This is a genomic window from Maribacter chungangensis (assembly GCF_042676845.1).
Classification (GTDB): Bacteria; Bacteroidota; Bacteroidia; order Flavobacteriales; family Flavobacteriaceae; genus Maribacter; species Maribacter chungangensis.
The window spans coordinates 95,658-117,700 of record NZ_JBHTHY010000024.1 but is presented as its reverse complement, the minus strand read 5'-3'; the positions used below and the strand labels follow the sequence as shown (position 1 = coordinate 117,700).

Below are 22,043 nucleotides of genomic sequence, written 5' to 3'. Positions count from 1 at the left end.
AAATCGAGCTTTGCTCCAAGCGGAGAAAGAGGAACTATCCAGAATCTCAATTTGTCCCTGTTTTCGTGGCTTAAAAGCCACATCAAATTATATATCCACCAAATTCGCCCCTTTTTTTACAAAAGTTTGGGAATTCTTACAGGTTTTGCCCCCATTTGAATTCAAATGAAGGTATTTTGTATATTTCTAATTACTTATTTTTTTTCGTCTTATTAAAACTTTTAAAAACAACATGTTTACTATAATACACATTTTAGTTATTTTAATTATATTTGTGTAATATAATAAACAATTATGATTGATTCTATTACAATCAAAGACGTGAAATCAAAGCTGGGCGAGCTTTGTAAGACGAAAAGACAAAGTTTCGATATGTCTCAACAAGATCTTGGCGATGCTTTGGGGTTGTCTAGATATACGATTCAGAAATTTGAAAGCGGTAAAAACGCCACTTTGGATACTGTTTTAAAAATTGCCAATCATTTCGGCTTACTACAATCCATTTTTAAAGGCGTTAATCAAGTTGTTGATGAACAAAACGACATTTCACTCTATTAATAGATGGCTAGAGATAAAATCATAGATGTTATTGCTTTTGGTCAAGAAATTGGTAAACTAGGCTATGATATCGATCAGGGTAAGTCATTTTTTCAATACAATCCTGAATTTTTGGATTCGGGGAAATACTCAAAACTCTTTCCCTTTATTTTCAAACGTACCAAACCAGCGCAAGTTTTTACCGAATATCAACAAGATACCTTTCAGGGCTTACCACCAATGATAGCCGATTCCCTGCCAGACACCTTTGGAAATATTATTTTTCAAGAATGGTTAACAGCAAGAGGTATCCAAAAAGTGACACCTTTGGAACAGTTGGCTTACGTAGCGGATCGTGGTATGGGTGCTTTGGAATACAAACCTGTGAAAGAACTACCAAATACCACATCTATAAATATTGATGAAATCATTACTATTTTAGAAAAGGTATTGAAACTAAAAAAAGATACATCTGGGGCAGCCCTTGATGAATTGTCTTTACTTAACGTTTTCAAAATAGGGACTTCAGCTGGTGGAGCTAGACCTAAAATCTTAATATCCGAACATAAAGAAACTGGTAAAATTATAGCTGGGGATAGAGAAACAAGCGCGGACTACAACCACTATCTAGTAAAGCTACACCTTGATGAGAGCGATGGCTATAACAAAGAAAAAGTGGAATACGCCTATTATTTATTAGCACAAGAAGCGGGTATAGATATAATGCCTTCTAAGCTTATTGAAAATATGCACTTCGCCACACTTAGATATGATAGACAACACGGAGAAAAACAGCACGTATTAACCGTAACAGGTTTAACAGGTTGGGATTTTAAAAGTCAACCGGAGAACTCGTCGTATGAGAATGTTTTCAAGGTAGCCTTAGGACTAGAAGTCCCGCATAAAGATTTACAACAACTCTTTAAGCGTATGGTATTTAATGTCGTATTTAGAAACGTAGACGACCATTTAAAGAACCACAGTTTTATCTATAACAAAGAAGAAAACAAGTGGAATTTAGGCCCTGCTTATGATTTGACCTATGCACTTAATCCGCTATTTACATTTAAAACTACCTCTAGAGCTTTGTCTATTAATGGAAAGCGTACTGAGATTACTTTAAAGGACTTGCTAGCGATTGCCGAAGAATTTGTTATTAAAAACCCTAAAGGGATTATTGAGGAGGTGCAGGCATTGATTCCAAGATGGATAGAGATTGCTGGTGAATTAGAGATACCTGAGAACATAATCAAAGCAATTCAAAAAGAAATAAAAAGAATAGAATAATGGCAAATAGCAAGCACGCACATTTGAGATATACTATTCTGGATTATTGATCTTAGGGCTTTGAAGAGTTATTAAGAACCCTCAATGAAGGTCTTTCTGAACTATATCCTGGTGAAGAAATTTCAGAAAGAATTTTACAAGAAGATGTTAAAGTATTTAGAGATAAAGTGAATGGTTTCGATGCGCCACTTCCTTAAGGGCAAAGAACATATACATATTCTGATGCCAACTTTACCATCGCCAGCTAAAAACTTGTTTCTTAGGGTTTCGGTTGTAACCTCCTTATTATTTTAAATTAAGCCTCTTTGGCTTTGATATACTTAATGTAGTAAGTGAATCTAAATAAGCATTTATCTCTCGTATATCTTCTGTTCTTCCAATCGCTTTATTGGCTTCAACGCTCCATTTCTCAATCTCAATGGTACGTTTTGTACTAATCCCTGTACGCTTACCATCTATGGTAATACGTCGGTAAATAGGGCATTTTGCCCTGTGCATCTACTTTACTCTTTTTTCACTAGACTAATAATCCAAATATTTTGGTCATTCTGGTGACCTTTAATTATACATTAATATACAAAAATTAGAGGTCTTTTAACTGATATGTTATACTGATTTATAAATAGTTATAGACAATTAGGTGACCTAATTAAGGTTATAAAACGGTCACCTAATAGGTCACCCACAGAATGGTTTTTTATACATTTTTTGATGTTTTTGGTAAAATAAAAAGTCCCATAAACATTGAGTTTACAGGACTTTCGTCGATTTTGAATAAATCTAAGCGGAGAAAGAGGGATTCGAACCCCCGGAGGTGTGACCCTCAACAGTTTTCAAGACTGCCGCATTCGACCACTCTGCCATTTCTCCAAGTGTCTCATCAGGTATTCCCTGAATGCGGGTGCAAATATAGAAAGCTTTTTCTAGCTATTAAAACCTTTTCAGTAAATTAATTGAAATGTTTTCGAGCAAAGAAACCGATTGGTTGATTTTCTAGACTAAAAAACAGAAAGAGACACGTGTGGAGTAGTACATTACGGCTTATGCCCATTATCAATCAAAATAAACTACCCTAAAGATTGGATACTTAAACAATCCATAGTAGTTTGCTTTTCCTTATTTCAAATCGTTATAATGACTCGGCCATTAGTTAGTGTTCTTATCCCTTACAAAAACACATCGACATACCTAAAAGAATGTTTGGATTCTATACTTGCACAAACCTATACGAATTGGGAGGTTATTGCTATAGACGACAACTCAACCGACGACAGCCTTAAAATTGTTACAAACTTTGGGGAACAGGATTCCAGAATAAAAACCTATCCCAATCAAGGAAGCGGAATTATACCAGCCTTGCGAACTGCCTATACAAAAAGTAAGGGCCATCTTATCACCAGAATGGATTCGGACGATATCATGCAGCCCTCTCGGGTACAGCAGATGGTAAAAGACTTGAACCTAAATGGAATTGGACATCTATCCGTAGGCCAGGTGCGTTATTTTTCGGAACGCGGTATAAGCAATGGCTATGAACGTTACGAGCAATGGCTGAACGGTTTAACTACCATGGGCACTAATTTTTCGGAATTATATAAAGAATGTGTGGTTCCCTCCCCTTGTTGGATGTTACACAGATCCGATTTGGATGCCTGTAACGCTTTTGAACCAGAACGCTATCCTGAGGATTATGACCTTACGTTTAGGTTTTACGAAATAGGTCTTAAAATCATACCTTGTAGTGAGGTGCTGCTTTTATGGCGAGATTACGATTCCCGCACTTCACGCACCAGTGCGCATTATGCACAAAATTATTTTCTAGAAATTAAACTACATTATTTCCTCAAACTCCATTACGACCAAAATAAGTCGTTAATCATTTGGGGGGCGGGAAAAAAAGGTAAGCAAATGGCACAATTACTTCAAAACGAAGGTATCCATTTTACCTGGGTCTGCGATAACCCTAAGAAGATTGGCAAAGAAATCTATGAAGTTCCCTTGATTTCGTTTCATAAACTGAAAGATATAGATGATTTCCAAAGCATCATCACCGTAGCCAATGCAGAGGAGCAAAATACCATGAGAAAGTATCTCTCACATTTAGGGAAATCTAACATGGTGGATTACTTTTTTTTCTGCTAAGTTCCTAACATCTATAATGTTAATCCGCTAAATAGGATTCCATTCATCCCAGCTTGATATAAAATAAAGTTATAGTCCCAAACCCATACCTTAAAAGGCTGTATCTAAATTATTGAAGGAATAGTAAACTACGGGGCAAGCCCACGTGGCATTACATAAGAAAACGATTTTTAATTTCGAGGCAAGCCTCGAAGTATCAAACCCTTTGGCGGTGCCAATGAAATATTAACGCTACTTCGCGAAAGTTGATACCTTCAAAATAAGTATCTTTACATAATTAAAAACAGGAATGCAGTTTAAATATCCAGAACTTCTTTGGGCGCTACTACTTCTAGTCATTCCAATTATCATCCATCTTTTTCAGCTTAGGAAGTTTAAAAAAACACCGTTCACCAACGTAAAACTGCTTAAAAAGGTAGTTTCGGAGTCTAGAAAGAGTAGTTCCATAAAAAAATGGCTCGTGCTTTTTACGCGGATGGGTATAATAACCGCCCTTGTTTTGGCCTTCGCACAACCTTTTAAGGCAGATAGCATTGCGTTGAAAGAAAAGGAGCATGTGTTTTATTTGGACAATTCCTTTAGCATGCAGACCAAACTTCAAGGCAGTACACTCTTGCAGAACACGGTACAGGATTTGATTAAGAACATCCCCGAGGAGCAACGTTTTACCTTGTTCACAAATAACAAGGTATACTCGGATGTGAACTTACAGGATATACGGAACGAATTGCTTCAACTACCTGCAAGCACTAATCAACTTACCATTGAAGAAATACTTCTTGCAGCGGAAACCTATTTTAAAAAGGAGCCTGGCATAAGTAAAAATAGCGTTCTAATTTCCGATTTTCAGAGCAACATGGGGCCTGTTCCTATGGAAAATGGTACGGAAACGAGCATCCACTTTATTAAACCAAAGCTGTCTCCCAGTTTAAATATCGCAATTGATTCTGTTTATCTTAGTACAATAGAATCCGATATTGTAGAGCTTACCGCCGAACTTTCTTCAAATGATGACATAGAAACCACTGCCGTTTCTTTATACGATGGCGATAAGTTAATTGCTAAGACCGCGGCAAAATTCAACCAAAACAAAAAGGCAACCGTACGCTTTTCCATTGCTTCAAGTGCATCGATTATTGGAAAAGTGGTAGTGTCGGACAATGGTCTATCCTATGACGACCAATTCTACTTTAACATCGATACACCAGAAAAATTAAAGGTACTCTGCGTTGGTACGGCAGATATGGACTATCTATCAAAAATATTTACGGAACCTGAATTTTCCTTTTCAACGAGTAGTTTGGCCCAACTGAACTACGGTGCCATAAACAACTACAACCTTATTATATTAAATGAACTAAAGTCGATTCCAACAGGACTTACCACTGCTATAAAATCCTATACCGATACCGGAGGAAACATTATTCTGATACCAGCTTCGGATATAGATATTACATCGTATAACCAACTTTCCAAATACTACTCCAACACGTTGTACAATAGTAAAATAAATACGGAAATTGCCGTTTCCAATGTTGTATTTGACCATCCGGTGTACAAAAATGTCTTTGAAAAAAGAGTCGCTAATTTTCAATATCCAAAAGTAAATAGCTATTTCACCATGCGGACAACAAGTCCAACTGTATTAGGACTACAGAATGGCGCACCCTTTTTAACTGGTTTGGAAAACGCCTATTTTTTTTCGGCCAGCCTATCGCCGGAGAATTCCAACTTTAAAAACTCTCCTTTAATCGTGCCTACCCTGTATAATATGGGTATAAACAGCCTAAAGCTACCACAACTGTACAGCACATTGGGAGAGCCTACGACCGTAGAAATTCCTATTTCATTATCAAAGGACAATATTCTAACCTTGGTGAAAGGAAGGGAAACTTTTATTCCCCAACAAAGACTATTGCCAAAAAAAGTAAGCCTTACATTTAATGAAAACCCTACTACGGACGGCACCTTTAGCATAGAGAACAATGGAGTACCGCTGCGGAACATCAGTTTTAACTACAATAGAACCGAAAGTGAACTGTCCTATTTATCCCTTGAGAATGTAGCGGAGAGCCAGATGCATCAAAATGTACCCAGCTTTTTTGAGGCAAGCAAAAAGAAAAACAGTATAGACGAATTTTGGAAATGGTTCGCTATTTTAGCGGTACTATTTGTCCTTTTAGAAACCCTATTCCAACGAGTATTAAAATAAAACAGTTCGCAAACAACGTACAAGGCAAATGAAAGTACTCTTAAAATCCGCCAAAATCATAGATTCCAAGAATAAGGAACTACATTTAAAAAAGAGAGATATCTTGATCGTGAACGGAATCATCGAAAAAATTGCCGGTTCCATTACGCCTCCACAAAAAACACAGGTCATAACACATAAAGACCTACACGTTAGTATAGGTTGGTTCGATACCGGCGTAAGCTTTGGGGAGCCCGGGTACGAGGAGCGGGAAACCATTGCGAACGGACTACAATGTGCGGCAAAAAGTGGGTTTACAGATATCGTCTTAAACCCTAATAGTAACCCTCTACCCGATAGTAGTTCCGATGTTGTGTTTTTAAAAAACGCTTCCAAAGACCAGCTTACAGGATTACATCCACTTGGCAACCTCACCTTTAATGGAGAAGGTGAATCCTTGGCCGAAATGTTTGATATGAAAAATTCGGGTGCCGTAGGCTTTTATGACTACAAAAATGCGGTTTCCAATCCCAACCTTTTAAAAATAGCGTTACAATACGCCCAAGGGTTTAATGGAACAATATGCTCATTTCCGTTGGATACTAAAATTGCGGGCAAAGGCGTCGTAAACGAAGGCGAGGAGAGCACACAATTAGGACTAAAGGGAATTCCAGCGCTTGCAGAAGAACTTAATGTGGCACGGGACCTGTACATTTTAGAATATACGGGGGGCAAATTGCATATACCCACGATAAGCACCAAAAATGCGGTTGGTCTTATCGCCGCCGCCAAAAAGAAAGGTCTTAACGTAAGCTGTAGCGTCGCCATTCACAATTTATTGTTCAACGATACCACCTTACGGGAATTCGATACAAATTTCAAAACCCTTCCCCCACTTAGAACCAAGGCAGACAGCAAAGAATTGATAAAAGGTGTTAAAAATGGTACTATCGATTTTGTAACGACGGACCATACACCATTAAACATTGAGTTAAAGCAAGTTGAATTTGATAATGCGAGCCATGGAACAATTGGGCTAGAAAGTGCTTTTGGCGGATTACAAACGGTACTGGACCTAGAGACTTCAATTGAACTTTTAACCAAGGGAAGAGAAACCTTTGGTATGAAAACGCCCATGCTAAAAGAGGGAATGCCCGCTTCTTTGACTATTTTTGAACCCAACACGACCTATCAATTTTCGACCTCAAATATTCAAAGCGCTTCTAAAAATAGTATGTTTTTAGGTACAACCTTAAAAGGAAAGGTCTTGGGCACCTTAGCCCGGAACAAATTGATGTTAAACTTTTAAGCCATGACGAAGGAAAATGAAAAAGTAGCTGGAAAAACAACAGCCATAATAGCCTATTTAACCATTGTTGGCGCACTTATCGCTATCTCCATGAATACGGAACCCAAGCACCAGTTTGCTAGATTCCACAATAGACAGGCTTTTGGTTTGCACCTATTGTTCATAGCCTTTGGGATTCTTTCCAACAACTGGGGCAATATATATTCCTTTTTTGGTCTGTTCTTATGTTACTCCATACTCTGGGTGTATGGTTTTTCGGGTGTACTTAGCAATAAAAAACAATCCGTTCCCATCCTAGGAGATTACTTTCAAAAATGGTTCACTTTTATTTCTTAAACAGATGACAACAGCTCCCCTATCTTTAGAACATATTATTAGACCTTCTTCCCTAACCAGTAAAAAAGCACCTGTACTTTTTATGTTACATGGCTATGGAAGTAACGAGGAAGACCTCTTTTCTTTTGCAGCGGAGCTGCCTGATGCCCTTTGTATCATATCCGTTAGAGCGCCCTATACCTTGGAACCTTATGGTTATGCTTGGTATGCCATTAATTTTGATGCTGAAAAAGGAAAATGGAGCGACGATGAGCAAGCCATAACCTCCCGCGAAAAAATAGTGCACTTTATTGACGAAGCCTGTGCCGCCTATCATTTGGACAAAGACAATATTGGCCTATTAGGTTTTAGCCAAGGCACCATATTAAGCTATGCCGTAGCACTCTCCTACCCTAGTAAAATTAAAAATGTCATTGCCCTAAGCGGATACATTAACGAAGGAATACTTGTAAATGGCTACGAGAAAGGGAACTACTCCGATCTTGATATCTATGCTTCCCATGGGCAGGTAGATCAAGTGATTCCCCTAGAGTGGGCACAAAGAGCACCAGAATTATTAAAGAAGCTAAAAATAGATCATGTTTTCGAAGAATTTCCGGTTGGCCATGGCGTTGCTCCTCAAAACTTCTATTCCCTAAAAGAATGGCTATCGACTAGGATAGGGTAATTTTATAACCTGAAATTACCACTAGCCACAAAAAATATGGGAAAAAGCCATTGACCGATACTAAACTTTTTCAAGTAATATAGCACACACAACCCGGCGGGTTCTAACAGCATACCATACGTATTGTCAATACGTGGAATACCATCTATTTTTAATTGCTCCGCGCGTACAATAAATGTTCTTTTAAGGTGAAGTCCACCCCTAAATCGTCCTTAAGTTCATACCCAATAAGTAGTTCTCCCCAATACTTACCATCGGAAAAATCGGCCAGTATCCATTTATGGTTCAGAATTTTAATTTTGTTTATTTTAAAATCGTTCTCCATTCCCTCATAAGGAATTAGCGGATTGTCTCCCTTAGACTCATTGGTTTCTAACAACTTATCGGTTATGTAGCGCGTTAGGTCTTCTATATTCAGATGCTCGTAGTACGCCAGGGCATCGTCGTTGTTTTCCAAAGAAAAATATTGCATTTCCAAAAGGTTAAGCTCGGATTGTTGCAAGGAATCTTCCAATGTGCCAACCTCTTCCTTTAATTTAACAATAGACGCCATATTGGCCTCTGCCATATTACCGCTACTTACAAAAAGATACATACATACAAGGGCGGTAAAAAGAAATAGATAAAGAAAGATTTGATTTTTCATAATTTACAATTCAATATTTAATGGTCCAATTCCAATATCTGTGGACTTACGGGGTCTCACGGTTTACGTTAAACTACTTTTAGGGGTCAAACTTCCAAAATAAGGTTGTCGTAGGCCAAATGAATGTTTTCCGGAAGACTTTTTTCTACTTCGGCATGAAAACCCATTAAATGACTAATATGCGTAAAATATGCCTTTTCCGGTTTTACTTGAGAAACAAAATGTATGGCCTCCTCTAAATTAAAATGAGAGTGATGGGATTCTGTCCTTAGGGCGTTTACCACCAAAATTTTTGTGCCCTTTAATTTTTCTAATTCCTTTTCCTTTATAGACTTTACATCGGTAAGGTATGCGAAGTCATCTATACGATAGCCAAATACCTTTAATCTATTGTGCAAGGCCCTGACCGGAGTTATCATTTTTCCTGCCAAATGAAAATCAACTCCTTTTTTAACGTAGTTAATTTCCACGGCAGGTGCCCCGGGATACCTGTCCTTTTCGTTAAAAATATAGCCAAAACGCTTCTTTAGAGCTTTCACTACCCGTTTGTGGGCATAAATAGGAATATCGCCCTGCTTAAAGAAAAACGGTCTAATATCGTCTATACCGGCAGTATGGTCCGAGTGTTCGTGGGTAAAAAGAACCCCGTCCAGTGTCGTAATCCTGTGCGTAAGCATTTGTTGTCTAAAATCCGGCCCGCAATCAATAACAAAATTGTGGGAATCCCAAGATACAAGTACGGATACTCGCAATCTTTTGTCCTTGGGGTCATCACTTAAGCAAACAGGGTGATTACTACCTATTACAGGTACTCCCTGCGATGTACCCGTTCCCAAAAAAGTAATTTTTAACGCCATATCCGATGTACAAATTTAGGGCTTTAATCATACAAGTTACAACTCAAAAACAAGAAGCATTCACCCATTTTGGAAAATAATACCAGTTCTCTTTTGAAAACGAGCTAAAGAAATTGAATTGTTTTTTGACTTCGAAAAAGAAAAACCGGGCATAGCATGGTTATGGCTGATTTTTATTTTGAAGTTGGGCGTAAAAAGAAACAATTTATCGCATGATTTTTAATTGGGGAACGGTATAAGCACCTGTTTCAAATATCACAAAAAAAGTTTAGGTAAAAGTAATTTCAAATTTTTGAACGGTTTAGCCGTTAGATAGTATGATCTTTATAACTTTGTTAAAGCAAAACGAAACACATGTCATCAGTTGTCAAAAGAGAATCGGCCTTCGAAAATATTCCCTCGATCAAGGCCAAAACCTTAAGAATCAATTTAAATCCGGATATCTACGGCACTTTTGCGGAAATAGGTGCAGGACAGGAAACAGCTCGGCATTTCTTTCGTTCCGGTGGAGCATCGGGAACGATCGCTAAGGCAATGAGTGCTTATGACAAGGATTTTAGCGATGCTATCTATGGCACTGAAAAAGATGGTAGATATGTCACCCAAGCTCGTTTGAAAACCATGCTTTCCTATGAAATGTCGCTCATGGAAGAGCGTATAAGTAGAAAAAGGCATCCGGATAGGTTATTTTTCTCCTATTCCAACACCGTGGCAACCATAGATTTTTCCAAAAGGTACAAGGGACACGGTTGGATAGGAATACGATATCAACTAGACCCAAAACAAAAGGAACTTGACGAAATCATACTTCATATTCGGTTTAAACAGAACGAAGCTAGATTACAGCAAGAAACCTTAGGTATATTAGGTGTTAACCTTATTTACGGTGCTTTTTACAAGTATCACAAACCCAGAAAACTTTTAAAATATCTATACGACCATATTGATAAGGATACCTTGGAAATTGATATGATCAATTTCTCCGGGCCCAACTTTAAAGATGTGGACAATAGGCTGATGAGTTTACAGCTCATAAGAAATGATATGACAGATGCCGTAATGTTTGGACCGGATGGCAACAACCTGTTACCGGCGGCAGTGTTATACAAGAAGAACATTCTTGCCTTGCGTGGTAGTTTTAGACCCGTGACCAAGGTAAATTTGGATATGTTCCAAAAGTCTTATGACATTTTTGTCCGTGATCCGCAGGTAGATCAAGATAACACCATAGTTATTTTTGAAATTACCTTATCCAACCTTAAGGCATCGGGCGAGATAGATGAACAGGATTTTATGGGCAGGGCAGAACTGTTATGTTCCCTTGGCCACTCGGTGATGATCTCTAAATTCCAAGAATATTACAAGTTGGTAGAGTACTTTAACAATTACACCAAAAATAGAATTGGCCTTACGATGGGCGTGAACAACTTGGTAGATATCTTTGACGAAAAGTATTACCGACATTTAAGCGGTGGAATTTTGGAAGCCTTTGGAAAACTGTTTTTCAAAGATTTACAGGTGTACCTATATCCGATGAAAAATGCGGATACCGGGCAAGTTATGACAAGCAATAACGTAAAAGTGCATCCAAGAATGAAAGAGCTTTATAAGTTCTTTAAATACAATGGGAAAGTAATGGATATTATAGATTACGACCCGGAAATCATGCATATTTTCTCTAGAGACGTACTTAAAAAGATAATGAACGGTGAGGATGGCTGGGAAGAAATGTTACCAGAAGGTATTGCCGAAATTATCAAAGAAAAAAAGCTCTTCGTTAGAAAGGAACTTTTGGAAAAGTAAAGATCTAGTTAAAAACAGCGTTGATTTACCAAATCCATAACCGTATCGTTTAAAAGCGGTCGCTAATGTTCGAAGCCCTGTGGACTATGGGTCGCTTGCCCATTTTTCTTGACAGGCACTCCTTTTTTTTTGAACAAACTGTTCCCATTATGTTTCCTTCCCTTGGCAGGGGAAGGTGGATTACCAACCCGACCTAAAGTCGGGATGGCAAGACGGAGGGGGTTGAACTCAGGCCCATGTCCAAACGCAGCCTCTCACGGTAATATGCCGATGCGTCGTGTTTGCACAATATAAATATCCGCCCTGCCCGGTGGTCGGGGCGCTACCCCCTTCCGTCATCTTCCCCTGCATAGGGGAAGGAACACGGACCGAAAATGACAGTGTATAGCGATGATTTCAAAAGGTTCTATTTTGCTTAGTACAATATAAAGCTGTCAACGCCAAGTTAAACTACGGCCAAAAGTTAATAAAATATCTATTTCGTGTTACAAAGCCCCTTTAATGACAAAGGGGCTTTGTATTTTTTATTCTTCCAGTAACTGTGCTGCGTGGTCTTTTGTTTTTACTTTATCGATAACTTTTGAAATTTTCCCGTCCCCATCAACTACAAAAGTTTTTCTATGGATGCCATCAAACTCCCTACCCATAAACTTTTTAGGGCCCCATACACCAAAAGCATTAATCACGGTGTGGTCTTCGTCAGCTAACAACGGAAATGGAAAGTCGTATTTATTTCTAAAATTGGATTGCTTTTTCTGGGTATCCTCGCTAACCCCTAGTAATTCGTATCCAGCATCTTGCAGAATTTTATAATTATCCCTTAAATTACAGGCTTCGGCGGTACAACCTGGGGTATTGGCCCTAGGATAGAAAAAAACAATAAGATTCTTTCCGGAGTAATCCGATAAATTAATAGTATTGCCATCTTGATCTGGTGCGGAAAACGAAGGAACGGTATCCCCTACTTTTAATGTATTCATAGTATCTTTAGATTAATAATGTCTAACAATTATTATACAAAATTAAACAATAAATGACGAAAGCGGAAAAAGTTGCCTTTGCAATTTCAACCTTACAAAAACTATATCCGAAAATTCCTGTCCCATTAGATCACAAAGACCCCTATACTTTATTGATCGCTGTGCTGTTATCTGCACAAAGTACCGATGTTCGCGTAAACCAAATTACACCTTTATTGTTCGCAAAGGCGGATAACCCTTATGATATGATCAAACTTTCGGTCGAGGAAATTAGGGATATCATTAGACCGGTTGGGCTATCCCCCATGAAATCCAAAGGTATTTTTGGATTGTCAAAAATGTTGGTGGAAAAATATGAAGGTATTGTGCCAAAAGAACTTGCTCTGTTAGAAGAATTTCCGGCTGTAGGTCATAAAACCGCAAGTGTTGTCGTTTCTCAAGCTTTTGGTATTCCTGCGTTTCCGGTAGACACCCATATTCATAGACTCATGTACAGATGGGGTTTTACCAACGGTAAAAATGTAGTACAGACCGAAAAGGATGCAAAGCGCCTCTTTCCTAAAGAAATATGGAACGATTTACATTTACAAATAATTTGGTACGGAAGGGAATATTCCCCCGCAAGAGGTTGGGATTTAGAAAAAGACGTCATCACCAAAACTATTGGCCGAAAAAAGGTGCTGGACAATTATTATAAAAATAAAAAGACCCGCTAATTACGGGTCTTTTTATTAGTTTAAGAAAGTCTCGAACCTTAAATCTTTGTGTTCGAATTCATACAATGCCTGTGAATAACTCAACAAAAAATTGATGGTTTTAGGACAGACTTTATTGAATCCAATTTGTTCTTGGTAATCAGAGTAAATTTTTTCCATATTTCAATTGTTGTTACACTTAAATAACGCAACAAAAAAAGAAATATTGTTTTAGCTAAGATTCGCCCAATTTAATTGGTAAGGACGATATTGTTTTTTTCTATGATTTTTCGCATATTAATTAGGGCATATCGCATTCTTCCCAATGCTGTATTTATACTTACACCTGTGTTCTCGGATATTTCCTTAAAACTCATATCCTTGTAAATACGCATTAAAAGTACTTCCTTTTGGTCATCTGGAAGCTCCTCGATCAAGTGACGTAAATCGGAATCTATTTGGTCTTTGATCAGTTGCTTTTCGGCGTTTAACTTATCATCACCAATAACGGAGAAGATATTAAAGTCGTCATTACCCTCGAACATGGGCATTCTCTTGTTCTTTCTAAAGTGATCGATAATTAAGTTGTGTGAGATGCGCATAACCCATGGAAGAAATTTACCTTCTTCGCTGTAACGACCCTTTTTAAGGGTTTTGATTACCTTTATAAAAGTATCTTGAAAGATATCTTCTGTAATATCCCTGTCCAACACCTTGGAGTAGATAAAACTTGTTATTCTTTGATTGTGTCTGTTGATCAATACAGAAAGTGCTTTTTCATCACCGCTGATATAATCTCTTACTAATTCTGAATCATCAATTTGTAGTTCCATACGAGTTACTTTCTTTTAGGTTTAACGACTTGGGAATCTGTTCCTATTTTTTCGTTAGTTATTTAAATCTGAGATAAAACTAGAGAAAAGGCACCCTGTACAAAAAAGTATGTTGTAAAACCCTCCTTTTATGATGTGAAACAAGGAATATTTATTTTTTATACAATAAATAGAGCTGTAGCTAGTTGCGTGGGAAACCTGAGACAAGGGTTGTCTCCTTTGTAATTAATACTATAATATGGGCTACATTAATATGGGATATAGAAAAAAGAAAACCCCAAGGGTAACATCCTTGGGGCTGATCTATATTATTTAAGGTGATTTTAGTTTAAGTTACTTTCGAACGTTATGCCTTTTGCTTCCGTAATTTTTAAAGATTTGGAGTACGCTAACAAAAATTCTACAGTTTCTGGCTTAGCCTTTAGTAAGGTACACTTGTCTTTTTTCTTAGAGTAAATTTTCTCCATAATACTTTTTGTTTTGGTTCCCTAGTAGAACGGTCCAAAAATAAAAATAATAGATCCACTCGACCTGTGGTAAATTAATTCGTTAAAACTATGTTATTGGCTTCCACTAGCTTTCGTAAATTAATTAACGCGTAGCGCATCCTACCTAACGCCGTATTAATACTTACACCCGTATTGTCGGATATTTCCTTAAAGCTCATATCCTTATATAAGCGCATCTGAAGCACCTCTTGTTGATCTTCGGGAAGCTCCTTGATCAAATTAAACAAGTCGGAATCGATTTGATCTTTTATCAACTGCTTTTCTGCGTTCAAGCAGTCATCGTTCATCATCGCAAAAATATTATAGCTTTCCGTAGCATTGAACATGGGCATTCTATTGTTCTTCCTAAAGTGATCTATGATCAGGTTGTGGGCGATACGCATAACCCAAGGCAAAAATTTGCCTTCTTCGTTGTAGGCTCCACGTTTTAAAGTACGAATTACTTTGATAAAGGTATCTTGAAAAATATCCTCTGTTAATTCCCTGTCGTTCACCTTGGAATAAATAAATCCGGTTAAACGGGAATTATGACGATTGATAAGAACTGCCATAGCTCTTTCGTCTCCTTGAATGTAATGACTGACTAGTTGGGAATCTTCGATTTGCACTTCCATAACTTTACTTTTGCGTGTTAAACGAATCCCATTTTATAAAAATGGGCTGTTTGAGGTTAAATTCTAACGTTACAAAGTAAAAGTGCGCTATAGGCGAATCGAATTGTTAATGAGCTTCAAAGATAGTAAAAAATTGATATTCCAAAAATTATGTGAAAATAATCGATGAACTGCAACATCTATATCTATTGGGTTCTTATTAAAAAGCGCATAGTGTATCTTTGTAGCCTTATTTAAAAATATGCCCAATCTAACAGAAGTAAATCCAAAGGAGAATATTATAATAAAAGGTGCCAAACTCCACAATCTAAAAAACATAGATGTGGTAATTCCCAGAAACAAGCTAGTAGTGATAACGGGTCTTTCGGGTTCCGGAAAATCAAGCTTGGCTTTTGATACACTTTATGCGGAAGGTCAGAGACGGTATGTAGAAAGTCTCTCTTCCTATGCCCGACAGTTTTTGGGAAAACTGGACAAACCTAAGGTAGACTATATAAAAGGTATAGCTCCTGCCATTGCCATTGAGCAGAAGGTGAATTCGACCAACCCAAGATCTACGGTTGGTACGACGACCGAAATCTATGATTATATTAAATTGTTATATGCACGTATTGGAAAGACCTACTCTCCCATCTCGGGCAAACAGGTAAAGAAAGATACGGTTACCGATGTTATTAACCATGTAAAGACCTTTGCCGATAATACGAAGTTACTGCTGCTTGCTCCCATCACCATTCGTGAGGACCGGGATACCAAAAAATCTCTAGAATTGTTTTCCAAACAAGGTTATGCGCGCATTAAACATGACACTAAGGTTATTAGAATAGACCAAGCCCCGGAAAACATTGGAAAGGAGTTCTATTTGGTCATAGATCGTATAATCACAAAAGACGACGAGGATTTTTACAACAGACTTGCCAATGCGGTGGATACCGCTTTTTTTGAAGGAAAGGGAAAATGTATTATCGAGACCTTAAACGATGCCGAACAAACGCAGTTCAGTAATACGTTTGAGCTGGACGGGATGCTATTTCTGGAACCCAATGTGCACTTGTTCAGCTTTAACAATCCGTATGGTGCTTGCCCTAAATGCGAGGGTTATGGCGATGTTATTGGCATAGACGAAGATTTGGTCATTCCAAACACCGCCTTATCCATTTATGAAAATGCCGTTTTTCCTTGGCGGGGCGATAGTATGGGCTGGTATCGGGATCAATTGGTAAACTCGGCCTACACATTCGATTTTCCTATTCATAAACCTTGGTTCGAACTTTCCGAGGAACAAAGACAATTAGTATGGGACGGTAATGCACATTTTATTGGCATACATAAATTCTTTGCTACGCTAGAGGAAAAGAGCTATAAAATTCAAAATAGGGTGATGTTGTCCCGTTATAGGGGCAAAACAAAATGTAGCACCTGCAACGGCAAACGCCTACGCCCGGAAACGGACTACGTAAAGGTGGGCAGCAAATCAATTTCCGAACTGGTTGGTTTGTCCATAGAAAAATTAATAGGGTATTTTTCACAGCTAGAATTAAGTGAAAACGATGCGCTTATAGCCAAGCGATTGTTAACCGAAATAAACACCAGACTTGGGTTTTTAGATAAGGTAGGCCTTAATTACCTAACCCTGAACAGAAAATCCAATACGCTATCCGGTGGGGAAAGTCAGCGTATAAACCTAGCCACCTCTTTGGGCAGTAGTTTGGTAGGCTCCATGTATATTTTGGACGAGCCCAGTATTGGCCTGCACCCCAAGGATACCGAAAATTTGATTGATGTATTGATTTCTTTACGGAATTTAGGAAATACGGTTATCGTAGTAGAACACGACGAGGATATTATGAAAGCGGCGGATACTGTAATCGACATAGGCCCGGAAGCAGGCACACATGGCGGAGAAGTAGTGGCGCAGGGAACGCTGAGCGAAGTTTTACAATCCAGTTCGCTCACGGCAAGCTACCTAAACGGTACTATGGAAATTAAAATTCCAAAAGAAAGACGCACCTCAAAGAACCATATACAGATCATGGGTTGCAGGGAAAACAACCTAAGAAATATCAATGTAACCTTTCCGTTGGATATGCTAACCGTGGTAACGGGAGTTTCAGGTAGCGGTAAAAGTACCTTGGTCAAAAAATTATTATATCCTATAATGTTAAAGGAAGTTGGTGGTTACGGTGAAAAAGCCGGACAGTATAGTTCTGTATCCGGAAAATACAAACATATTAAACACGTAGAATTTGTAGATCAAAATCCGATCGGGAGATCGTCACGCTCCAATCCGGTTACCTATATCAAGGCTTACGATGATATCCGAAGCTTGTTCGCCAGTCAAAAGCTCAGCAAAATTAGAAACTATCAAGCAAAACATTTTTCCTTTAATGTAGATGGGGGACGATGCGAAAAATGTAAGGGAGAAGGCGAGATTACGGTAGAAATGCAGTTTATGGCCGATGTGCATTTGGAGTGCGATACCTGTGGAGGAAAACGCTTTAAAAAAGAGGTTTTGGAAGTCACCTTTAACAATGCCAACATAGATGATGTCCTGAGTATGACGATAGATAATGCCATTGCATTTTTTGAGACCGGAGCACAAACTAGAATTGTATCCAAATTAAAGCCTTTGCAAGATGTAGGTTTAGGTTACGTAACGCTGGGGCAATCTTCCTCTACCCTTTCCGGTGGCGAGGCACAGCGTATAAAGTTGGCCTCGTTCCTTGTAAAAGGGACAACAAAGGACAAAGCCTTATTTATTTTTGATGAACCTACAACGGGACTCCATTTTCACGATATCCAAAAACTCTTAAAATCCTTTAATGCCCTTATAAAAAAAGGACATTCCGTGGTCGTCATCGAGCACAATGTTGAATTGATCAAATGTGCCGATTATATTATTGACCTAGGCCCAGGTGGAGGAGAAAATGGTGGTGAACTTTTAGCGGAGGGCACTCCTGAGGAAGTTGCCAAAAGCAAAAAATCATTTACGGCCAAGTATTTGAACGAGAAACTATGATGAAAGAACAATTGGTATCGGTTTCTTGGTTGAAGAATCACATAAACGACCCGAATATCGTGATACTGGATGCCACCATTCCCATAGTTACGGATAATTCCCAAACAGCTGAGACCAATATTATTCGAGGCGCGCGATTTTTCGACCTTAAAAAAGTGTTCTCGGATACCAGTGCTACCTTACCTAACACTGCACCCACCCCTGAACAGTTTGAAATCGGCTGTAAGAACTTAGGTATCAATTCAGATTCCATTATCGTTATCTATGATGCAAAAGGCATCTATTCCAGTCCAAGGGCTTGGTTCCTTTTTAAAATTATGGGCCATCATTCGGTCGCCGTTTTAGATGGTGGACTCCCAGAATGGATCAAACATGAAGGAAGTTGCGACATGGAATCTGCAATAAACTATCCCATGGGGAATTTTAAGGCCAATTTTAATCCCTCACGGTTCATATATGCCGATGCTATTTTGAAGAATATCACCACCGAACACTGTACCCTTATAGATGCCCGCAGCAACGAACGCTTTACAGGGAAGGTGCCCGAGCCAAGAGCCGAATTAAAAAGAGGCCATATACCAAAGTCCATCAACCTACCATTTACCGAGCTTTTGAGTAACGGCAAATTTTTGCCTAAAAATGAATTGAAAGCCAAGTTTGAAAATTTATCGCTTGGTACCTATCCCTTAGTATTTTCGTGCGGTTCCGGAATCACGGCATGCATTCTTTTATTCGCCGCCAATTTGGTCTTGGACAATGACCTTTTGCTCTACGATGGTTCCTGGAGTGAGTGGGGAGCTGGTGATATGTATCCTATTGCTTAACATCCAATAGCCCGTATTTTAAAGATAGTACTACTTAAAATTAGTAAATACCCATATCTTTATTTTTTTTAATTATATGATTATCAGTCAACTAGATTGATTTTTAATTTTTTGGCACGCGGTTTGCATTAAACAAATCGGAAAGTAAATAGTTACTTCCGGAATACACCTGCCAAACCGCAGGTCTTAAAACCTTATATTATGAAAAAGTTCGTATTTATTATTGCAACGGTACTTTTTGGATCAGTAATGGCCAATGCCGCAACAGCTGAGAATAAGGTTGCTAACGTCAACCTTAACCCTGTAAATTCATTCATATTTGTTGAAAATGGAGTAACCTTTTCCGTTTTTCCCGATGGTGAATTCGACTTTTATGTTGACAACAGATTAAATATAAACGGAGGCGCACGAATAGGAAATGTCGGTGTTACCTTTAATTCAGGATTCAATTACAATCCTTATGTACAGTACGACGATTTTGGAGCAGTAATCCAAGTAGAAAACGTGCCCATCTTTTATGACTTTTATGGTCGTGTGAATCAAATAGGTAACGTGAATATAAATTTCAACAACGGGTTCGTCAATAGAATCGGTGGAATGAATATATTTTACAACGGTGGTGCGTTTAGTCACTACAATGGTTTCATAAATATATATAACCGAAGATATATTTACCGTCCGTTTCATAGATGGTTCGCCAGACCGGCAGTTGGATTTTTTAATGTATGGCATACCCCTTACAGACAATTTTATAGGCCGATCAGATATACCTGGCACAGGCCTTACAGAAATAATGTTAGACGTGCTTATGCTCAAATTGGAAGAGAGCATAGATACAACAGGGTGCGAAGAGAGCGAGCTACGGTGTATAGAAATGATAGAAGGGTAGCGGTTAGGGATAATTCCTTTAGAAGGGACAAAAGTAGTGCCAATAGAAGTAACCGAACAGTTGCCGGTAGAAACAATGCCAATAGGGGCAACACTGTGGCTAAGCGAAGTAACGGAATACGTAACAATAGAACGGTAGCTTCAAATACAACCACCCGTGCTAACAGAAGCAACAAGGTTTCGAACAGGACAGCTACGGTGAAGCGAAATGCAAGTACTGTAAACCGTGGAAACAATAGGTCTACCGGGGTAAACCGTAGCAAGGCCACTACACGCAGCAACAGCACTACGGTTAGAAACAACCAGGGAAGAACCGTTAGCAAAAGAACGGTTACGAGAACCCCAAGGAGTACAACCCTTTCTAGAACTACGAAAACGTATACCAAGCCTGCTACAAGAAGCTCAAATACCCGTAGCGCCAGCAGAAGTGCGACCTCTAGATCGGTTAGCAAAGCGCCATCCAGATCAAGAAGTACGGTTAGTAGAAGTAGCAGTTCTAGATTTGTGAACAAAGCCCCCGCGAGAAGTTCATCAAGATCGTCTGCCAGTAGAAGTAGTAATAGTAGAAGGCAATAATATATAGACTCTGAAACGAGTTCGGAGCAACGGTAGTTTTTAGGTTGGTTAGTTGTTTGGCCCCGTAGCGGATTTATCCGGTACGGGGCTTTTTTTAGCACTCTCCCTAGCCCTCTGCCAAGGAGAAGGGACGAATCATAACTATTTGAACCCTTGTAGCTATCCTAAATCTTTTTACACCAATTAAATTTTAACAAACACCAAAAAAGGATTTAAATGTAAAAAGCTACTTTTCAAAACAAGTTCCATTGATACACTTATATAATCCCGCTCCTTGGGAGGGATTAAGGGAGGTCTTTTTTCAATAAATTATACCAGTTATCTTTTGAAATTTAGTCAAAGAAATTAAATTGTTTTTTTGGCCTTCGAAAAAGAAAAATCGGGCATAGCATAGCTACGGCTTGTTTTTATTTTGAAGTAGGCGTTAAAAGGAACTATTTATCGGCTTATTTTCAATTGGGAAATAGTATTAGAACATGGGAAACAACTTCATAAACTTTTTGGGAAGCTCACTTTTTACCAATAGTACGGCCTGCGTTACGGGATGCACAAATTGTAAGGAATACGCGTGTAGATACAATCCCTTGCCCGTTAGCACTAAACCCGGTTTTCCATAGTCGGCATCGCCCAGAATTGGATTTCCAATAGAAGCTAAATGCTTTCGCAACTGGTGCCGTCTACCTGTTTTTGGGTATAACTTTACCAAATTCAAATAACCGAAGCGTTCGGAGACAAGGGTTTGTTCCACTTGGTAGTCGGACACCGAAGCTTTCCCATTTATGGGTGCTTCCGCCCTACCCTTTGTATCCATTTTTCCTATTGCAACGGCATAATATACTTTTTGGATTTGTCTGTTTTCAAACAACTGGTTGAGTTGAATAATGGCAGAACTGGTCTTACCTACCAACAGCACTCCCGTAGTAGGGTAATCCAATCGGTGTACGGGTTTGGGAACAACGGCATCCAAAACGTCACTTTTCTGTAGATTTTGTTCCAAAGCATTGGCAACGGTCAGAAACCGATTACCGCTAACAATTATACCTGCAGGCTTTTCAACAACTGCCAAATACGCATCTTCGTACAAGACCTTTAGAGCCAGTACTACTTGTCTTTTATGCTTTCTTTCCGTGGCTTTTAACTCGATACGCTCTCCGCCGGCAATATACGTAGTAGTGGTAGCAATTCTCCCATTTACCAAAATCAATTGCTTTTTTAGTGCTTTTTTTAAGGCCGATTTTGTGGGGCAAACCTCAAAAATTCCAACACCATATTCCTGTAAACGAATCGGGATTTTCTGTTCCACAGCGATATGGGAGGCTATTACATCCAC

At 38.7% G+C, this 22,043-nt stretch carries 19 protein-coding genes and 1 tRNA gene; 12 read left to right on the top strand and 8 right to left on the bottom strand.

The genetic code is table 11. The features are described from left to right. Nucleotides 1-294: 294 nt before the first annotated feature. Together ACFQZJ_RS18525 and ACFQZJ_RS18520 are read left to right on the top strand one after the other, a co-directional pair. Nucleotides 295-558, top strand: a complete 264-nt coding sequence (locus tag ACFQZJ_RS18525; RefSeq protein WP_379936463.1) for a helix-turn-helix transcriptional regulator — start codon at nucleotides 295-297, stop codon at nucleotides 556-558. 3 nt (nucleotides 559-561) lie between these two features. Further along, nucleotides 562-1,824 carry a type II toxin-antitoxin system HipA family toxin gene (locus ACFQZJ_RS18520; protein WP_379936462.1) on the top strand — a complete coding sequence of 421 codons (1,263 nt, stop codon included), beginning with the start codon at nucleotides 562-564 and terminating at the stop codon, nucleotides 1,822-1,824. A gap of 285 nt (nucleotides 1,825-2,109) precedes the next feature. Here the strand turns inward: ACFQZJ_RS18520 and ACFQZJ_RS18515 are convergent, their stop codons facing one another. Both ACFQZJ_RS18515 and ACFQZJ_RS18510 read right to left on the bottom strand, forming a co-directional pair. Further along, nucleotides 2,110-2,322 (bottom strand): Arm DNA-binding domain-containing protein, encoded by a 213-nt coding sequence (locus ACFQZJ_RS18515; RefSeq protein WP_379936461.1) that lies wholly within the window; start codon nucleotides 2,320-2,322, stop codon nucleotides 2,110-2,112. Nucleotides 2,323-2,609: 287 nt separating this feature from the next. Next, nucleotides 2,610-2,694 (bottom strand) — tRNA-Ser (locus ACFQZJ_RS18510). A 264-nt stretch (nucleotides 2,695-2,958) separates the two neighbouring features. Between ACFQZJ_RS18510 and ACFQZJ_RS18505 the strand changes: the two genes are divergently transcribed. The 5 genes from ACFQZJ_RS18505 (at nucleotide 2,959) to ACFQZJ_RS18485 (ending at nucleotide 8,469) form a co-directional block, all read left to right on the top strand. Beyond that, nucleotides 2,959-3,966, top strand: a complete 1,008-nt coding sequence (locus tag ACFQZJ_RS18505) for a glycosyltransferase (RefSeq protein ID WP_379936460.1) — start codon at nucleotides 2,959-2,961, stop codon at nucleotides 3,964-3,966. Between the two features lie 289 nt (nucleotides 3,967-4,255). Then, nucleotides 4,256-6,178, top strand: a complete 1,923-nt coding sequence (locus tag ACFQZJ_RS18500; RefSeq protein ID WP_379936459.1) for a vWA domain-containing protein — start codon at nucleotides 4,256-4,258, stop codon at nucleotides 6,176-6,178. Between the two features lie 28 nt (nucleotides 6,179-6,206). Further along, nucleotides 6,207-7,466 carry a dihydroorotase gene (locus tag ACFQZJ_RS18495; protein ID WP_379936458.1) on the top strand — a complete coding sequence of 420 codons (1,260 nt, stop codon included), beginning with the start codon at nucleotides 6,207-6,209 and terminating at the stop codon, nucleotides 7,464-7,466. A 3-nt stretch (nucleotides 7,467-7,469) separates the two neighbouring features. Then, the gene (locus ACFQZJ_RS18490; RefSeq protein ID WP_379936457.1) at nucleotides 7,470-7,802 is read left to right on the top strand and encodes a hypothetical protein; all 333 of its coding nucleotides are present in this window, start codon (nucleotides 7,470-7,472) and stop codon (nucleotides 7,800-7,802) included. A 4-nt stretch (nucleotides 7,803-7,806) separates the two neighbouring features. Beyond that, nucleotides 7,807-8,469, top strand: a complete 663-nt coding sequence (locus tag ACFQZJ_RS18485) for an alpha/beta hydrolase (RefSeq protein ID WP_379936456.1) — start codon at nucleotides 7,807-7,809, stop codon at nucleotides 8,467-8,469. Nucleotides 8,470-8,620: 151 nt separating this feature from the next. On the opposite strand, the gene ACFQZJ_RS18480 is transcribed toward ACFQZJ_RS18485, so the two are convergent. Beyond that, the gene (locus tag ACFQZJ_RS18480; protein ID WP_379936455.1) at nucleotides 8,621-9,115 is read right to left on the bottom strand and encodes a hydrolase; all 495 of its coding nucleotides are present in this window, start codon (nucleotides 9,113-9,115) and stop codon (nucleotides 8,621-8,623) included. Nucleotides 9,116-9,201: 86 nt separating this feature from the next. Further along, the gene (locus ACFQZJ_RS18475; RefSeq protein ID WP_379936454.1) at nucleotides 9,202-9,972 is read right to left on the bottom strand and encodes an MBL fold metallo-hydrolase; all 771 of its coding nucleotides are present in this window, start codon (nucleotides 9,970-9,972) and stop codon (nucleotides 9,202-9,204) included. 354 nt (nucleotides 9,973-10,326) lie between these two features. Here ACFQZJ_RS18475 and ACFQZJ_RS18470 point away from each other — a divergent pair, with 354 nt between their 5' ends. Beyond that, complete coding sequence (locus tag ACFQZJ_RS18470) at nucleotides 10,327-11,775, top strand: TonB-dependent receptor (RefSeq protein WP_379936453.1); 1,449 nt, start codon at nucleotides 10,327-10,329, stop codon at nucleotides 11,773-11,775. Nucleotides 11,776-12,299: 524 nt separating this feature from the next. On the opposite strand, the gene bcp is transcribed toward ACFQZJ_RS18470, so the two are convergent. After that, entirely contained in the window at nucleotides 12,300-12,755 is a 456-nt protein-coding gene (gene bcp, locus ACFQZJ_RS18465) for a thioredoxin-dependent thiol peroxidase (protein ID WP_379936452.1), read from the bottom strand. Between the two features lie 53 nt (nucleotides 12,756-12,808). Here bcp and ACFQZJ_RS18460 point away from each other — a divergent pair, with 53 nt between their 5' ends. Beyond that, nucleotides 12,809-13,471, top strand: coding sequence for an endonuclease III domain-containing protein (locus tag ACFQZJ_RS18460; RefSeq protein WP_379936451.1), 663 nt, complete (start codon nucleotides 12,809-12,811; stop codon nucleotides 13,469-13,471). Nucleotides 13,472-13,701: 230 nt separating this feature from the next. Here ACFQZJ_RS18460 and ACFQZJ_RS18455 read toward each other — a convergent pair whose 3' ends face one another. Both ACFQZJ_RS18455 and ACFQZJ_RS18450 read right to left on the bottom strand, forming a co-directional pair. Further along, nucleotides 13,702-14,283 (bottom strand): RNA polymerase sigma factor, encoded by a 582-nt coding sequence (locus ACFQZJ_RS18455; protein ID WP_379936450.1) that lies wholly within the window; start codon nucleotides 14,281-14,283, stop codon nucleotides 13,702-13,704. Nucleotides 14,284-14,824: 541 nt separating this feature from the next. Next, the gene (locus tag ACFQZJ_RS18450) at nucleotides 14,825-15,406 is read right to left on the bottom strand and encodes an RNA polymerase sigma factor (RefSeq protein WP_379936449.1); all 582 of its coding nucleotides are present in this window, start codon (nucleotides 15,404-15,406) and stop codon (nucleotides 14,825-14,827) included. Nucleotides 15,407-15,647: 241 nt separating this feature from the next. On the opposite strand from ACFQZJ_RS18450, the gene uvrA reads away from it, so the two are divergent. The 3 genes from uvrA (at nucleotide 15,648) to ACFQZJ_RS18435 (ending at nucleotide 20,713) form a co-directional block, all read left to right on the top strand. Then, nucleotides 15,648-18,425: an excinuclease ABC subunit UvrA gene (gene uvrA / locus ACFQZJ_RS18445; RefSeq protein ID WP_379936448.1), complete on the top strand. Its 2,778-nt coding sequence runs from the start codon at nucleotides 15,648-15,650 to the stop codon at nucleotides 18,423-18,425. After that, nucleotides 18,422-19,249 carry a sulfurtransferase gene (locus ACFQZJ_RS18440; RefSeq protein WP_379936447.1) on the top strand — a complete coding sequence of 276 codons (828 nt, stop codon included), beginning with the start codon at nucleotides 18,422-18,424 and terminating at the stop codon, nucleotides 19,247-19,249. The genes uvrA and ACFQZJ_RS18440 overlap by 4 nt, the downstream gene beginning before the upstream one ends. A gap of 201 nt (nucleotides 19,250-19,450) precedes the next feature. Next, complete coding sequence (locus tag ACFQZJ_RS18435) at nucleotides 19,451-20,713, top strand: hypothetical protein (protein ID WP_379936446.1); 1,263 nt, start codon at nucleotides 19,451-19,453, stop codon at nucleotides 20,711-20,713. Between the two features lie 469 nt (nucleotides 20,714-21,182). Here ACFQZJ_RS18435 and ACFQZJ_RS18430 read toward each other — a convergent pair whose 3' ends face one another. Then, nucleotides 21,183-22,043 carry an RluA family pseudouridine synthase gene (locus tag ACFQZJ_RS18430; RefSeq protein WP_379936445.1) on the bottom strand — a complete coding sequence of 287 codons (861 nt, stop codon included), beginning with the start codon at nucleotides 22,041-22,043 and terminating at the stop codon, nucleotides 21,183-21,185.

Bases quoted from the DNA above. Each gene is read 5' to 3' on its own strand.
- ACFQZJ_RS18525 (WP_379936463.1), top strand. From the start codon at position 295: ATGATTGATTCTATTACAATCAAAGACGTGAAATCAAAGCTGGGCGAG.
- ACFQZJ_RS18520 (WP_379936462.1), top strand. From the start codon at position 562: ATGGCTAGAGATAAAATCATAGATGTTATTGCTTTTGGTCAAGAAATT.
- ACFQZJ_RS18515 (WP_379936461.1), bottom strand. From the start codon at position 2,322: ATGCACAGGGCAAAATGCCCTATTTACCGACGTATTACCATAGATGGT.
- ACFQZJ_RS18505 (WP_379936460.1), top strand. From the start codon at position 2,959: ATGACTCGGCCATTAGTTAGTGTTCTTATCCCTTACAAAAACACATCG.
- ACFQZJ_RS18500 (WP_379936459.1), top strand. From the start codon at position 4,256: ATGCAGTTTAAATATCCAGAACTTCTTTGGGCGCTACTACTTCTAGTC.
- ACFQZJ_RS18495 (WP_379936458.1), top strand. From the start codon at position 6,207: ATGAAAGTACTCTTAAAATCCGCCAAAATCATAGATTCCAAGAATAAG.
- ACFQZJ_RS18490 (WP_379936457.1), top strand. From the start codon at position 7,470: ATGACGAAGGAAAATGAAAAAGTAGCTGGAAAAACAACAGCCATAATA.
- ACFQZJ_RS18485 (WP_379936456.1), top strand. From the start codon at position 7,807: ATGACAACAGCTCCCCTATCTTTAGAACATATTATTAGACCTTCTTCC.
- ACFQZJ_RS18480 (WP_379936455.1), bottom strand. From the start codon at position 9,115: ATGAAAAATCAAATCTTTCTTTATCTATTTCTTTTTACCGCCCTTGTA.
- ACFQZJ_RS18475 (WP_379936454.1), bottom strand. From the start codon at position 9,972: ATGGCGTTAAAAATTACTTTTTTGGGAACGGGTACATCGCAGGGAGTA.
- ACFQZJ_RS18470 (WP_379936453.1), top strand. From the start codon at position 10,327: ATGTCATCAGTTGTCAAAAGAGAATCGGCCTTCGAAAATATTCCCTCG.
- bcp (WP_379936452.1), bottom strand. From the start codon at position 12,755: ATGAATACATTAAAAGTAGGGGATACCGTTCCTTCGTTTTCCGCACCA.
- ACFQZJ_RS18460 (WP_379936451.1), top strand. From the start codon at position 12,809: ATGACGAAAGCGGAAAAAGTTGCCTTTGCAATTTCAACCTTACAAAAA.
- ACFQZJ_RS18455 (WP_379936450.1), bottom strand. From the start codon at position 14,283: ATGGAACTACAAATTGATGATTCAGAATTAGTAAGAGATTATATCAGC.
- ACFQZJ_RS18450 (WP_379936449.1), bottom strand. From the start codon at position 15,406: ATGGAAGTGCAAATCGAAGATTCCCAACTAGTCAGTCATTACATTCAA.
- uvrA (WP_379936448.1), top strand. From the start codon at position 15,648: ATGCCCAATCTAACAGAAGTAAATCCAAAGGAGAATATTATAATAAAA.
- ACFQZJ_RS18440 (WP_379936447.1), top strand. From the start codon at position 18,422: ATGATGAAAGAACAATTGGTATCGGTTTCTTGGTTGAAGAATCACATA.
- ACFQZJ_RS18435 (WP_379936446.1), top strand. From the start codon at position 19,451: ATGAAAAAGTTCGTATTTATTATTGCAACGGTACTTTTTGGATCAGTA.